We start from the raw sequence: 12,508 nt of genomic DNA on the forward strand, positions 1-12,508 counted from the left end.
TCCCTTGCGGGGAGGGTTGAGGGATAAAGCCCTGTATTAATTAATTCCTGAAAAATTAGATCAAATAAGTAATGAAACAGGAGTAGTTTTACTTTACTCTAGAACATAAAATTATGAAAGCAGAAGCAGAAATCAACAATAGATTAACTTGTGAAGTAGAAACTACAATTAATATAATTGGTGGACGCTGGAAAGTTTTGATTATTAGAGAACTAATTGTAGGAGTTAAACGGTTTGGTGAGTTACAACGTTCCTTAATTGGAATTACCCAAAAAATGCTCACTCAGCAACTCAGAGAATTAGAAGAAGATGGAATTATACATCGAGAAGTATACGCGCAAATTCCACCCAAGGTAGAATATTCACTCACCCCTTTAGGTGCAAGTCTCAAACCAATTCTCTATGCAATGCACGAATGGGCTATCCAGTATTCATCTCAAATCAATAAATCTATAATTACAAATGGCAAATCACAGGAGGAAATAGAAAAATAAGTGACTGTCTATTTTTTAATTAGTAATTGTTTTGTAAATACTCAATAGCTGCTTCTAATTTTGAATAATAGCCTTCAGCAAATTTTTCAAACCAAATTCCTTCAGTTGATAAAGGATCTAATTTAGCTAACCATTCCTTAGCTTGTTTGTGTAACTTCTCTATTTCTCTAGCTTTGAGTTGTGCTTGGTGAATTTTCTCTTGTTCTAATTCCTGGTGTCTTCTCAAGTCCTCAGCCGCATCTATAGAAGCAAAATCGGCTTTAACATCTGCTAATAAATTATCTATCAAAGAATCTGACTTGGGAGACAATGAAATTAAAGGTTCATTTCTACTTAAAGCTGGTTTTTGTTGTTTAGGTTTTTCTTCTTTATATTCAGTTTTGAGTTCATCTAATAGCTTATCAATAGAATCCATCTTTGCACTTCCTATTAATAAATTTACCTTGTTTGTAAGTAGTAGGATATTAACTCAAGTTGCTAGTTATTAATTTGCGGATATTTTGTAGTATGTAGGGTGCGTCAGACAGGATAATTTAGGCTAAAATCAAAATCACTAATTCTAACATTCTGACGCACCTGATTTCATCTAAAAAAGCAACTGACTTTAGGACGATTAATTCACACTTTTGCATCTTGTAAGGATTTAGCATTGCTAAACCCATTTTTGAAAAAGTTAATTTTTGAACTTGGCTTAATTTTAGTCAGTAATTGCGTTGAGTAACACTTCCGATAAACTCATATCTTCCATATCTTCCATTGTCACTGTGTCACAAATATCAAACTTAGCACCAGCACTTTGAAGTTCATCATCTAAAATTTTAAGAAAGCGGGTAGCTTGGACATCTGTACCAACTTGAATAAAAGAAATCGCTAATTCTTCGTCTCTATCTAGACGACGAGATGCTTCAATAATTACTTTCATTACGGCTTTACGATCATCTGGTTCACCGTCAGTAACTACTAAAATTGTTTCACCACTGGGTTTAGTTTTTTGGGAAGCTTTGCGTTGAAAGTAATCATCTGTAGCGTGTTTTAACACTGCTGCTAAATCAGTTGTACCAGAGGGATCGTTTTCTTGGAAAATTTGCGCTACTTTGCTAGTAGTAACATTATCATAGCGTTTAAATCTACCAGAAAATAAATAAATAGTAATACCATCAGGATCAAATTGTTCACACTTACTAGCTAAAGCAAGGGTAGATTCTTGTGCCGCTAACCATCTACTTCTACCACCTTTTTGATCGGGGGTGGCCATACTGCCACTTTTATCAATAATTAAGGTGTAATCACGATTTTCTAACATTTGCTAATTCTCCTAAATATTAATTATCGATCACTTTAAGCAAAACATCTGTAAGACTCATCTGTTCTAATTCATCTAAGGTGATGGTATCGCAAATATCGAATTTAGCACCAACGCTTTGTAATTGATCATCTAACGCTTTGAGAAACTTTGTTGCCTGAGAATCTGCACCTACTTGAATTATAGCAATTCTCAATTCTTTATCATTGTCAATGCGGTGAGTAGCATCAATAATCATATTAAACACAGATTGACGATCGCATGGTATACCATCGGTGACAACTAATATTACTTCTCCTTTTGGTTTTGTTTTTCCATCAGCTTTTCGTTTGAAGTAGTTGTTAATTGCATCCTGCAAAACACCGCATAAATTTGTTGTGTCACCAGGGGTATTTTCTGAAAAAATTTGTGCTACTTTAGCTGAAGTTACATAATCGAATCGTTGGAATTTTCTAGAAAAAAGATAAACAGTTATCCCATCTAAATCAAATTCTTCACATTTACAAGCTAAGGCAAATGTAGATTCTTGTAGTGCTAACCATCGACTCATACCACCTTTTTGATCTGGGGTTGCCATGCTACTGCTTTGGTCGATGATCAAGGTATAATCACGATTTTCTAACATTCCTCACACCTCTATTGATAATTAGAAACTTTCGGTGATTAAATTAGTCTGTGATCGCATTCATTAAAACATCTGCAAGGCTCATATCTTCTAAATCATCTAAAGTCACTGTGTCACAAATATCAAATTTAGCACCCACTCCTTGCAACTGATCATCTAAGGCTTTGAGGAATTTTGTGGCTTGGGCATCAGAACCTACTTGAATCATAGAAATACCTAATTCTTCATCTCGTTCCATTTGACGAGTTGCTTGAATTATGACTTCAAAGACTGCTTTACGATCATCTGGTTCACCATCAGTAATAACTAAAATTGTTTCCCCATTGGGTTTAGTTGTTCCAGCAGCTTTGCGTTTAAAGTAATTATTGAGGGCATCTTGAAGTACACTAGCTAAATTGGTTGTTCCAGCCGGATCATTTTCTTGAAAAATCTGAGCAACTTTAGCTGCTGTGACATTTTCATAACGTTTGAATCTACCAGAAAAGAGGTAAACTGTAATGCCATCTGGATCAAACTGTTCGCACTTTCTAGCCAAGGCTATGGTAGACTCCTGGGCTATTTCCCATCTACTTCTACCACCTGTTTGATCGGGGGTGGACATACTACCGCTTTTGTCAATGATCAATGTATAATCGCGATCGCTCATCATAATGTCCCTTAAATTATTTCTCTTCTAGTTTAACCGTTAGGTAATCATCTTGTATCTATAAATAGATCCATCGTCAAAAAGTCCAATTCCAGAACAGGAAGAAAGAGGAATAAATAATATTGAATTTCCTACTCCCATCACCCATCACCCATTACCCATTACCTATTCCCTGATTGAACCGAAGTCAATACTGCATCCAGCAACCCTGGGAACAGTGTTTCTAAATCTTCTCGTCGCAGTTGATTTATATGCTGTGTTCCGGCTTTACGTGTCAGGACTACCCCCGATTCGCGTAAAATCTTAAAATGGTTGGACATGGTAGATTTAGCGATCGCCAAATCAAACCCCGCACAGCACTGTTCCCCCTTAGTCGCTAATACTCTGACAATCTCTAGCCGCACCGGATCACCTAAAGCATACAGCACTCCGGGCAAGGAAATATTTTTTCGTTCTGGATGATACAAAAATTTCATAGTTGCATTATCTCTTAAAATGGCATATATTTTGTTCATTCGATAATATCGAATTACTGAATTAACTCAGGAAACTATGTCAACCGTCATCAATGTTACAGAAGCTACATTCAAGCAAGAAGTTCTGGAAAGCGCAACTCCCGTCTTAGTGAAATTCTGGGCTCCTTGGTGTGGGCCTTGTAAGCTACTGGCTACGGTTGTCGATGAATTTGCGAGTGAATACGAAGGACAGGTAAAAGTAGTGAGACTGAACACAGATCAAAATCCTACAGTAGCTAGTCATTATGGGATTCGTAGTATTCCTACATTAATGGTATTTAGAGGAGGAAGGCAAGTAAATACCGTAGTTGGTGCAGTTGCTAAAGAAACTTTATCCAAGGCTTTAATTGAGTATATCTAACAGGTAACAGGGAAAAATCAGGGTTTGAGATTGCTTTCTTAGGTCGTAATGACGAAAATGTGTTAATCTTGCGTAAGTCCGATTATTTAGTGGAATTTCTGTATAAGTAGTCATGCAAAATAAATTTTATATTTGGGAGAGGGAACAGGGAACAGGGAACAGATAGTCTAAAAATGTTAAATTAATTTTGCCCAGGTACTTAACCTAAAAAGGTACATATCAGATAATTCAACCACAGATATGTAGAGATGTTGCGAACAAAGTCTTTACTAAAATAATTTAATAAAAGTCGAAGGATTTTGAATTGACCTGACAAATAAATTTGGTGGACGGTAGTATTAAGGAATTATTGGTTAATAAAAGAGCATTAAAAATAATCTGGAACAGAGTTGACACTTAAAATATTGTATCCTGATAAAAAAGCTTTGCCATAGCAACGTAAATCCAATAATAGGAGAATCTCATGAGTCTAACCACCCAAATTAAACCTTTAGATGTGCCTAGTGCTATTATTCAACGTCGTTCGATCAAAAATTTCAAAATAGACCCCATAGCGCCAGAATTATTGAAGCAATTGGTAGAGTTAACTGTAGCTGCACCTAGTAGTTTTAATATGCAAGGTTGGCGGATTATCTTGGTTAAAGATGAAGCCCAAAAAGCGGCTTTATCAGCAGCATCTTGGAATCAATCCCAAATTATTCAAGCACCAGTTACCTTTGTTTTTGCGGCTGATTCTAGTGCAGGAGAACAGGATTTAACTCCGATTTTAGAAATAGGAGAAAAAACAGGCGCTTGGAATGAAAAGACCGTCAACTATTTTAGAGATGCTGTTCCTAAATTTCAAAAAACTTTAGGAGAAAAACGTCGGGAATATGCAATTAAAGATGCCATGATTGCTGCTACTCATTTAGTATTAGCGGCAGAAAGTTTAGGGTTATCTACCTGTTTTATGAATGGTTGGATAGAGGAGAAAGTAAAAGAGGTGATTGGTGTGGCTGATAATTCAGATATAGCGATCGCTGTTTTAGTTCCCGTCGGTTATGCAGCAGAAGCACGTTTAAATCCCGGTCGTTTACCATTCGCTTACAACGTTGCAGTAGATAAAATAGATAACCCCTATCAAGGTTAAGAAAATTCGGCATTAGCAAAAATAGAGACGTTCCATGGAACGTCTCTACAAAGGTTCTAGAAAATGCACATTTAATTTTTACTAGATATTTAGAAGAGAAGAATTTTTCCCCAGCCTAACTCAGCCTAAACAATTGCACAAAATCCATCCAAATTCATCAACTAAAACCATGATTGAACTTTATTATTGGACAACACCCAACGGTCATAAAATCACGATTTTCTTGGAAGAAGTCGGACTGCCATACACCATCATTCCTGTTAATATTGGTGCAGGTGATCAATTTCAGCCAGATTTCTTGAAGATATCTCCTAATAATCGCATTCCAGCCATTGTTGATCATCAACCAGCAAGCGGTAATTCACCAATTTCGGTTTTTGAATCTGGGGCAATTTTACTGTATTTAGCCGAAAAAACTGGTCACTTAATCCCTCAAGACTTGCGTGGACGGGTGCAAGTTCTAGAATGGTTATTTTGGCAAATGGGGGGTTTGGGTCCAATGGCAGGGCAGAATCATCATTTTAACAAATATGCCCCCGAAAAAATCGAATATGCCATTAACCGCTACGTTAAGGAAACCGGGCGTTTATATGCACTGTTAAACAAGCAATTGGCAGATCAAGAATTTGTTGCTGGAGATTATTCTATTGCCGATATTGCCATTTATCCGTGGATTGTACCTTATGAAACTCAACGCCAAAATTTAGCAGATTTTCCCCACCTAAAACGCTGGTTTGAAAAAATTAAAACCCGTCCCGCAGTAATTCGTGCCTACGAAAAAGCAGAAGCATTTAAAAGTCAAATAGTAGATATTGAAAAATCACGAGATTTGTTATTTAATCAATCGGCTAATACGATTAAACCTTAATTTTCTCTCTTCTTCCTGACTCCTGACTCCTGACTCCTGACTCCTGACTCCTGACTCTACTTATTTATCCTGTTGACGGTGATTTGCAGCTTGTAATAAAAGTGATTCAGCAAAGGCGATCGCTTGATTGGCTGATTTACCACCGGCTAACTGGGCTAATTCTTCTCGGCGTGTGTTTAAATTATCTAAGCTAGTGACTCTAACTACCGTGCGTTGTTCACCATTGTTAGTTTTATCAATCACCTGTTTATCTACTCGAAAATGCCGATCTGCCATAGCTGCAATCAAAGGCTGGTGAGTCACACATAACACTTGTTGATTTTGACTAAGTTGGTGTAATTTTTCAGCGATCGCTTGGGCAACCCGACCGGAAACACCTACATCAATTTCATCAAAAATCATTGTTGTCGCCCCATCTGCTTGCTTAAAACCCGCTTTCAAGGCTAATAAAAAACGACTCATTTCTCCCCCAGAGGCGATCGCTGTCAATGGTTGGAGGGGTTCACCAGGGTTAGGACTAAACATAAAGGTAATTTTATCTGCACCCATAGCTGTAGGAGATGTGGGGACAATTTCAATTTGAAACCGCACTTTTTCCATTGCCAAAGGTTTAAGTTGCGCTAATAATCGGGATTCTAAATCAGCGGCCGCGTGACAACGCAGTTTAGTTAATTGCTGACTAATTTGGGTAAGTTGCTGTAAACAAAGTTGTTCTTGCTGTTCTAAACTTTCAATAGATTGTTCACTGTTATTTAGTTCTGCCAATTCTGTTTGGATGCGTTCATAATATGCGATCGCCTCCGTCAGTGTGGGTCCATATTTGCGACAAATTTGTTTTAATTCCCGCATTCGTTCTTCTACTTCTGCCAAACGATGGGGATCGGCTTCCAATCCTTCCCCATAGGCATTAATCTGTCTTCCCACTTCCACCACTGCTGTAACTGCATCTCTAACCAATTCTAACAGGGGTTGGAGTTGGGAATCATACTCCACCATATTAATTAAAGTCGCTTCCCCATCACCCAACAAATCCCCAGCCGCCGGGGTTTCATCTTCATTTTGATATAATGCCTGATAAACCTTGTAACTCATTTGCTGCAAGTCTACAACATGATTCAGCCGTTCCCGTTCCTGGGTCAATTGTTCCATTTCTTGAGGATCGAAAAGATTCGCTGTTCCCAATTCTTGCACTTGATAAGTGAGTAAATCTAGTTGTTGTAAGCGTTCTCTTTCTGATGTGCGACGCTTTTCTAGGATCTTTTGGGCTTGTTGGTACTCATTAAAAGCTGTGTTTACTTTTTGACGTTGCTGCATCAAAGAGTCACCACCATGTAAATCCAACCAATCCCGGACTTGGGCTGATTGTCCTACTTGTACAGTTTGTCCTTGGGCAGTAATTTCCACTAAGCGATCGCGCAGACCTCCCATCAAATGCCGATTCACCAATACCCCATTTACCCTCGACCTACTGCGGATATTACTAGCAGTGGCGGCAATTTCTCGACTAATAATTACAGAATTATCATCAATTAAATCAATTTCCTGTTCATTCAGCCACACAGCTAAGGATGGATTGACACTGAAAGTACCCTCTACAATCGCCCGACTCGTACCTGTGCGAATTACCCGACTGGAGACTTTACCGCCTAAAATAGCATCAATAGCATCTAAAATAATTGACTTTCCCGCCCCTGTTTCCCCTGTTAAAACGTTCAATCCCGCGCCAAATTCCAATTCCAGTTGGTCGATGAGAGCAAAATTTTCAATTCTTAGGCACAGCAACATCAGACCAAAATCTCCGTGATAGTAGGGGCAATTCATCAATTACCACTACAGATATAGCTGTAGATGCTCAACAATTATAACACATTTACCACAGAAATCAGCAACCCCAAATTTTTCAGAACATCTTTCTTCTTGCTAAATTTCCCAAGTCTTGATAAGCTAAAACACTGACACAGCATATTGCAACCTACTGGGCGTTTTTCTGTTTTCACCAATCAAATAAGGAGAAAATTATAGTGAATGCAGCTGAACAGGCAATAAATCTTGAACTCGCAAGCAAAATTGCCACGGTAGTAAATTTGTTTAAATTAGCATTTCCCGATGTAAAGTCCGATCTCAAACCTTGGAAAAATGACCCAGAAACCAGAGAATTAGTAGATCCTGATTCTATTGACATTGGCTTTCACTTTCCAGGAATCAGCAAATCTTGGCGTAGTCGCAGTATTTTAATTCAAATCCGCTTTTATCAAGATCCTATCAATAATTCCCGTAGAGCGATCGGTCTAGAAGCCGCCGGATTTGATCATCGTGGTGAAGCTTGGCGACTTTCTACAGTAGAACAATGGGACTTTATCGGTAACACCTCACCTTCTCCCGAAGTCGGAGAAAAGCTAAAGCAAGTTTGCAGACAAATTTTAGAAGTGTTTAATAACCCTATCAATTAACTGATATGTGCTGTATTATATAATTAATTTTCCTTCTGATCTAACACCCACTCAAACTTCTGTTTAAGATCGTTGCAGTGATTAGGTGGTAAAACTTTATCGTGTTGAAGTCTACCCACTACGATTCCTGGTGCAATACCAATTTGAGATGCAAACTCCATAATATTTGCTTTAGTGGGTGGTTGAGATCCTAAAAACTCCTTCAACTGATCTGGAGGAATGAGTATATTTTCAGAAAATTTGTCTGCTTCTTTCTCTTTATCTTGATCCTCAATAGATGTAACACTTTTTCCCTCAAAGAAAAAATTGTCTTTACCATGCAGCAAAATATGACCAGCTTCGTGAAAAAACGTAAACCACAGATGATCATCAGTCTTGTAGCGCAGACTAAGTTGAATTAGTGCCTTATCCGAATTTAACCAACGGGTTGTACCGCTAGTTCGCATTCTAGGAAGTTCCGGCAAAAAAACTACAGCAACACCGGCCTTTGCACATAAACGTACTACTTCCGGCTGGAATATTTCTGGGGGTTTTACAGTTAGAGAGCGAATTTTTTGTAGTGACTCTCTAAACTTTTGAGAATCATAAAAATTAGTAGTAATTTCACTAGCTTCAATTTCTCCGCGACGCAACCAAGCCACAACAGCAGCAAAGTCCAGATCAAATGTTGAAGACTTACGAAAGTATACATGATTAATGCACCACTTTTTCTCCCATTCTTTAAAAGAGCCAACAGCGAAAAAATTTAGCACCTCTTGTAACTGTTGAAGTTTGTCGTCACAGCGACAAATCCACCCATATTTAATCATGTCCTTGACAGGAAATATTTTTAGCCAAGATACTTGGCTTTTTAAACGTTCTTTTTCTTTTTGCCGGACTAGAAATTCTCGGTAATGTCGTTCACGATTATTCCAGAAACTAGCTGGAATATTGAATAGCGATTCTAGCTGCAATGCTGTTTCTGACGTAATCGCTGCTTTACCCTTAATAATGTCCTTGATTGTTTTTTTCGGTTTTCCTGTTAGTTCCGCTAGTTCCGCTTGGGTCATTTCTCGTTCTTCGAGAACATCAAGCAGGGTATCCCCAGGAGGAGAAACGTAATCTGGATTATACTGATTTTGGATCTTACTTTCCATGTGTATTCTCCACGCCGATTATTCTTACGGCAGTTACTTTACCCCAATCAAGACCACCATCTGATTTAGTAGGAATTGGTTCATCTGCGAGCTCAAAGATAAGCCGGTATGGATGATCCAAATCAAGGGATAATTGACCTGCTCGGTCATAAAGCAATTCATGACAACGGCCACGACAGTTTCGCATATCCTCCAGTACATTAGCAGCATATAGATCATCTAGCCGTATTCGGATGCGTTTTGCTCTATCTGCACCGTGTTTCTTTACTAGAAGCCGTTGGTTATTGCACTCTTCTCTAAACGTATCACTTTGAAATACAATATCCATTTTATCACGGTTCTGTAAATATTGGCTAACACCACGCGCTCCGCTTTAATGATACATTATTCCGTGACTCTTGCGTAATCCATGTCAAAATAACTCATTCTTCAGCTTTACAGCTACCATCAACGCAATATGCTGATTGATAGGTATTCGCACGTTTACCAAAAAGAGTGTAGCGATTGTCGCGGATTTGTTCATAAAACTTATCTCCCACCCATTTCATCCCCGGTAAAGCCCGATAAGCCTCTACAAATATACTTCCTAGCGGCAATAATCGCCCAATTTCCTCCGCCGCATTACTACCTTGCCAACGTCTATCTAAAGCATTACCATCAATCAAAATCATCCCCTGTTCACAATCTTGGGGAGTAATTCCCCACTTAGATAAAGTTTCTTGATCTTGCATTGGGACGTAATGAAACAGCCTTCCTTGGTCTAGACTTTCCAGTAATTGTACTAGAGTGACACAGAGATTGCAGTTACCGTCATAAATAACGTAGTAATTCATAGCAATGTACCTAATTTTGGGTTACAGTTCTACAATGGCATAATTCTGAAAATTATCATGTCTTTCTAACAAGACTCATAATTACTCTCTGCATGAGAAAAAAATACAAAATTAATAGTTTATTTTTGGTAACTAGCTAACTTATAAGTTCCTACTTTTCAATTAATAGGAGATACCTTATGATTTAAATAGTTCAAATTATTTCTTGCCAACAACACCGACTTAAATACTAAAAACATAAAACTAAATTAGTGAGGTAAAACCATGACTCAAAATACAATTAACTACATAATCCATCCTAGCAAAGCACGCGGCCATAGTGAAATCAGTTGGCTTGATAGTTATCATACCTTTTCTTTTAGCCATTTCTATGATCCTCAACGGATGGGATTTCGTAGCCTCCGTGTTATTAACGACGATCGCATTGCTGCTGGTGCTGGATTCCCGACCCACGGACATCGAGATATGGAAATCCTTACCTATGTTTTATCTGGTGCAGTTGAACATAAAGATAGCTTGGGTACAGGTTCAGTAATTCGTCCCGGTGACGCACAAATCATGAGTGCTGGTACGGGAATTATGCACAGCGAATTTAATCCTTCCCAAACTGAAGAACTGCATTTATTACAAATTTGGATTTTACCCGATCAACAGGGATTAGCACCAAGATATGAACAAAAATCTTTTTCAGTAGCAGACAAACGAGGAAAATTACGTTTAATTGCTTCTAAAGATGGACGTGATGGTGCTGTAACTATTCACCAAGATGTGGATATATATTCCTCTATTTTAGAACAGGGTGATGTTGTTAATTATCATCTCCGTCCTCATCGTTATGCTTGGTTACAAATAGCCAAAGGTGTAATCACTTTCAATGGTCAAGAACTCAGCGCAGGTGATGGAGTGCAAATCATTGGAGAAGAAAAACTAGAAATTAGCACTAACAACAATGCAGAAATCCTGCTTTTTGATTTAGCTTAACTCATTCCCGTAGCGATATGTAATCGGTAAAGTTAAGAGTTCATTTTCTAACACTTTTTGGAATAATTCGCTGATCATTTTATTTGATTAGGTCATATTTACTATATATGGCCTATCTTTTTTTGATCCTATATCTCTTGCTACAAATGGAAAATGTAGATTTTAAATTGTTAGTTCTTCCAATGTTCTTTGTTCAGATAAATTAATAGATTCATCAAAAAAAGGCTCATTATAAAACCATAATTCTTCTAATTCACTTTCATTAAAGTTATAGCCTAGAGTAGCAGCAAAATTAATAATTTTGGTTTTATCCCAATGAAAACTGCCTAGAAAACCACGCCAACAGCATTTATTAACGTATTGTTCATAAAGAGATTGATCTAATATCAAAGCTTCATAAAATCTTTGAACTTGTGCAACTGACATAAATTATTATCCCCAATCATCCAGAATTTTGTATTACTAAAAATTACAAGAAATAAAAAGAGATTTCCGGTTATTATTGAAATAATCCACTAAAACTAACTATGATTCAAACCAAACTCACTCTCGAAGAATTTTTTGCACTTCCCGAAAGTGATACTACTTATGAGTTCGTTGACGGTGAAGCTGTACCTAAATATAAAAATGATCAAACGTCTCCTAAATTCTTTCATGGTTCAACCACAGGAGCATTATTTATACTATTATCTACATGGGCGCAAGAAAAAGGTCGCGTTGTCGTGGAATGGGGTATCAAGTTAACCAGAAACCAAGAAAATTGGATACCTATACCTGATTTAACTTATGTTTCCTATAACCGTCTTTCTGCTGACTGGTTGAAAGATGAAGCTTGTCCAGTTATTCCAGAATTGGTGATTGAAATTATTTCTCCTGGTCAAAGCTTTGGAGACATGATTGAAAAAGCTACTTGTTATCTTCAAGCTGGGATTTTGCTGGTTTGGATAGTAGATACAATTTCTCAAACTATCACTGTCTTTACACCATCTTCTCTTCCTGTCACCTTTCGAGAAAATCAAATCATTAGCCATGAAACATTACCAGAATTAGAAATTACTCCCCATACAATCTTTCAACGTGCTGGTTTAATTCGGTGAAGAATCTTTCTAGTGATTATACTAAACACAGCTTAATAATTTGATTCTGTGGGTAAGGGTTTAGCATTGC

17 protein-coding genes are annotated in these 12,508 nt (G+C 37.7%); 7 read left to right on the forward strand and 10 right to left on the reverse strand.

Features of this window, described 5'->3' with window-relative positions:
• The first annotated feature begins 113 nt into the window (after positions 1 to 113).
• The gene (locus VB711_RS00720; RefSeq protein ID WP_323283747.1) at positions 114 to 494 is read left to right on the forward strand and encodes a helix-turn-helix domain-containing protein; all 381 of its coding nucleotides are present in this window, start codon (positions 114 to 116) and stop codon (positions 492 to 494) included.
• Positions 495 to 513: 19 nt separating this feature from the next.
• Here the strand turns inward: VB711_RS00720 and VB711_RS00725 are convergent, their stop codons facing one another.
• From VB711_RS00725 to VB711_RS00745, 5 genes are all read right to left on the reverse strand, one after another.
• A complete protein-coding gene (locus VB711_RS00725) occupies positions 514 to 909 on the reverse strand; it encodes a salt stress protein, Slr1339 family (protein WP_323283748.1) in 396 nt (131 codons plus the stop codon).
• 282 nt (positions 910 to 1,191) lie between these two features.
• Positions 1,192 to 1,797 carry a VWA domain-containing protein gene (locus tag VB711_RS00730; protein WP_323283749.1) on the reverse strand — a complete coding sequence of 202 codons (606 nt, stop codon included), beginning with the start codon at positions 1,795 to 1,797 and terminating at the stop codon, positions 1,192 to 1,194.
• A 19-nt stretch (positions 1,798 to 1,816) separates the two neighbouring features.
• Complete coding sequence (locus tag VB711_RS00735; RefSeq protein ID WP_323283750.1) at positions 1,817 to 2,422, reverse strand: VWA domain-containing protein; 606 nt, start codon at positions 2,420 to 2,422, stop codon at positions 1,817 to 1,819.
• Between the two features lie 43 nt (positions 2,423 to 2,465).
• On the reverse strand, positions 2,466 to 3,071 hold the full coding sequence (locus VB711_RS00740) for a VWA domain-containing protein (RefSeq protein ID WP_323283751.1): 606 nt from the start codon (positions 3,069 to 3,071) through the stop codon (positions 2,466 to 2,468).
• Positions 3,072 to 3,229: 158 nt separating this feature from the next.
• Entirely contained in the window at positions 3,230 to 3,544 is a 315-nt protein-coding gene (locus VB711_RS00745) for an ArsR/SmtB family transcription factor (protein WP_323283772.1), read from the reverse strand.
• 76 nt (positions 3,545 to 3,620) lie between these two features.
• Here VB711_RS00745 and trxA point away from each other — a divergent pair, with 76 nt between their 5' ends.
• The 3 genes from trxA to VB711_RS00760 all read left to right on the forward strand — a co-directional run bounded on the left by trxA (position 3,621) and on the right by VB711_RS00760 (position 5,941).
• Positions 3,621 to 3,944: a thioredoxin gene (gene trxA / locus VB711_RS00750; protein WP_323283752.1), complete on the forward strand. Its 324-nt coding sequence runs from the start codon at positions 3,621 to 3,623 to the stop codon at positions 3,942 to 3,944.
• Between the two features lie 463 nt (positions 3,945 to 4,407).
• On the forward strand, positions 4,408 to 5,073 hold the full coding sequence (locus VB711_RS00755) for a nitroreductase family protein (RefSeq protein WP_323283753.1): 666 nt from the start codon (positions 4,408 to 4,410) through the stop codon (positions 5,071 to 5,073).
• Positions 5,074 to 5,242: 169 nt separating this feature from the next.
• A complete protein-coding gene (locus tag VB711_RS00760) occupies positions 5,243 to 5,941 on the forward strand; it encodes a glutathione binding-like protein (protein ID WP_323283754.1) in 699 nt (232 codons plus the stop codon).
• A 60-nt stretch (positions 5,942 to 6,001) separates the two neighbouring features.
• Here the strand turns inward: VB711_RS00760 and recN are convergent, their stop codons facing one another.
• Positions 6,002 to 7,726, reverse strand: coding sequence for a DNA repair protein RecN (gene recN, locus VB711_RS00765; protein WP_323283773.1), 1,725 nt, complete (start codon positions 7,724 to 7,726; stop codon positions 6,002 to 6,004).
• Between the two features lie 236 nt (positions 7,727 to 7,962).
• Between recN and VB711_RS00770 the strand changes: the two genes are divergently transcribed.
• Positions 7,963 to 8,391, forward strand: a complete 429-nt coding sequence (locus VB711_RS00770) for a hypothetical protein (protein ID WP_323283755.1) — start codon at positions 7,963 to 7,965, stop codon at positions 8,389 to 8,391.
• 23 nt (positions 8,392 to 8,414) lie between these two features.
• Here VB711_RS00770 and VB711_RS00775 read toward each other — a convergent pair whose 3' ends face one another.
• The 3 genes from VB711_RS00775 to VB711_RS00785 form a co-directional block, all read right to left on the reverse strand.
• Entirely contained in the window at positions 8,415 to 9,527 is a 1,113-nt protein-coding gene (locus tag VB711_RS00775) for a helix-turn-helix domain-containing protein (protein ID WP_323283756.1), read from the reverse strand.
• The gene (locus tag VB711_RS00780) at positions 9,517 to 9,855 is read right to left on the reverse strand and encodes a killer suppression protein (protein ID WP_323283757.1); all 339 of its coding nucleotides are present in this window, start codon (positions 9,853 to 9,855) and stop codon (positions 9,517 to 9,519) included. The genes VB711_RS00775 and VB711_RS00780 overlap by 11 nt, the downstream gene beginning before the upstream one ends.
• A 94-nt stretch (positions 9,856 to 9,949) precedes the next feature.
• The gene (locus tag VB711_RS00785) at positions 9,950 to 10,360 is read right to left on the reverse strand and encodes a thiol-disulfide oxidoreductase DCC family protein (protein ID WP_323283758.1); all 411 of its coding nucleotides are present in this window, start codon (positions 10,358 to 10,360) and stop codon (positions 9,950 to 9,952) included.
• A 264-nt stretch (positions 10,361 to 10,624) separates the two neighbouring features.
• Between VB711_RS00785 and VB711_RS00790 the strand changes: the two genes are divergently transcribed.
• Complete coding sequence (locus VB711_RS00790) at positions 10,625 to 11,341, forward strand: pirin family protein (RefSeq protein WP_323283759.1); 717 nt, start codon at positions 10,625 to 10,627, stop codon at positions 11,339 to 11,341.
• 162 nt (positions 11,342 to 11,503) lie between these two features.
• Here VB711_RS00790 and VB711_RS00795 read toward each other — a convergent pair whose 3' ends face one another.
• Positions 11,504 to 11,767, reverse strand: coding sequence for a hypothetical protein (locus VB711_RS00795; protein ID WP_323283760.1), 264 nt, complete (start codon positions 11,765 to 11,767; stop codon positions 11,504 to 11,506).
• Positions 11,768 to 11,868: 101 nt separating this feature from the next.
• Here VB711_RS00795 and VB711_RS00800 point away from each other — a divergent pair, with 101 nt between their 5' ends.
• On the forward strand, positions 11,869 to 12,438 hold the full coding sequence (locus VB711_RS00800; RefSeq protein ID WP_323283761.1) for a Uma2 family endonuclease: 570 nt from the start codon (positions 11,869 to 11,871) through the stop codon (positions 12,436 to 12,438).
• The last annotated feature ends 70 nt before the right edge of the window (positions 12,439 to 12,508 follow it).

The sequence above is a fragment of the Cronbergia sp. UHCC 0137 genome, assembly GCF_034932285.1.
GTDB lineage: Bacteria > Cyanobacteriota > Cyanobacteriia > Cyanobacteriales > Nostocaceae > Cronbergia.

Bases quoted from the DNA above. Each gene is read 5' to 3' on its own strand.
- VB711_RS00745 (WP_323283772.1), bottom strand. From the start codon at position 3,544: ATGAAATTTTTGTATCATCCAGAACGAAAAAATATTTCCTTGCCCGGA.
- VB711_RS00785 (WP_323283758.1), bottom strand. From the start codon at position 10,360: ATGAATTACTACGTTATTTATGACGGTAACTGCAATCTCTGTGTCACT.
- VB711_RS00735 (WP_323283750.1), bottom strand. From the start codon at position 2,422: ATGTTAGAAAATCGTGATTATACCTTGATCATCGACCAAAGCAGTAGC.
- recN (WP_323283773.1), bottom strand. From the start codon at position 7,726: ATGTTGCTGTGCCTAAGAATTGAAAATTTTGCTCTCATCGACCAACTG.
- VB711_RS00780 (WP_323283757.1), bottom strand. From the start codon at position 9,855: ATGGATATTGTATTTCAAAGTGATACGTTTAGAGAAGAGTGCAATAAC.
- VB711_RS00775 (WP_323283756.1), bottom strand. From the start codon at position 9,527: ATGGAAAGTAAGATCCAAAATCAGTATAATCCAGATTACGTTTCTCCT.
- VB711_RS00725 (WP_323283748.1), bottom strand. From the start codon at position 909: ATGGATTCTATTGATAAGCTATTAGATGAACTCAAAACTGAATATAAA.
- VB711_RS00795 (WP_323283760.1), bottom strand. From the start codon at position 11,767: ATGTCAGTTGCACAAGTTCAAAGATTTTATGAAGCTTTGATATTAGAT.
- VB711_RS00755 (WP_323283753.1), top strand. From the start codon at position 4,408: ATGAGTCTAACCACCCAAATTAAACCTTTAGATGTGCCTAGTGCTATT.
- VB711_RS00760 (WP_323283754.1), top strand. From the start codon at position 5,243: ATGATTGAACTTTATTATTGGACAACACCCAACGGTCATAAAATCACG.
- VB711_RS00800 (WP_323283761.1), top strand. From the start codon at position 11,869: ATGATTCAAACCAAACTCACTCTCGAAGAATTTTTTGCACTTCCCGAA.
- VB711_RS00730 (WP_323283749.1), bottom strand. From the start codon at position 1,797: ATGTTAGAAAATCGTGATTACACCTTAATTATTGATAAAAGTGGCAGT.
- VB711_RS00720 (WP_323283747.1), top strand. From the start codon at position 114: ATGAAAGCAGAAGCAGAAATCAACAATAGATTAACTTGTGAAGTAGAA.
- VB711_RS00740 (WP_323283751.1), bottom strand. From the start codon at position 3,071: ATGATGAGCGATCGCGATTATACATTGATCATTGACAAAAGCGGTAGT.
- VB711_RS00790 (WP_323283759.1), top strand. From the start codon at position 10,625: ATGACTCAAAATACAATTAACTACATAATCCATCCTAGCAAAGCACGC.
- trxA (WP_323283752.1), top strand. From the start codon at position 3,621: ATGTCAACCGTCATCAATGTTACAGAAGCTACATTCAAGCAAGAAGTT.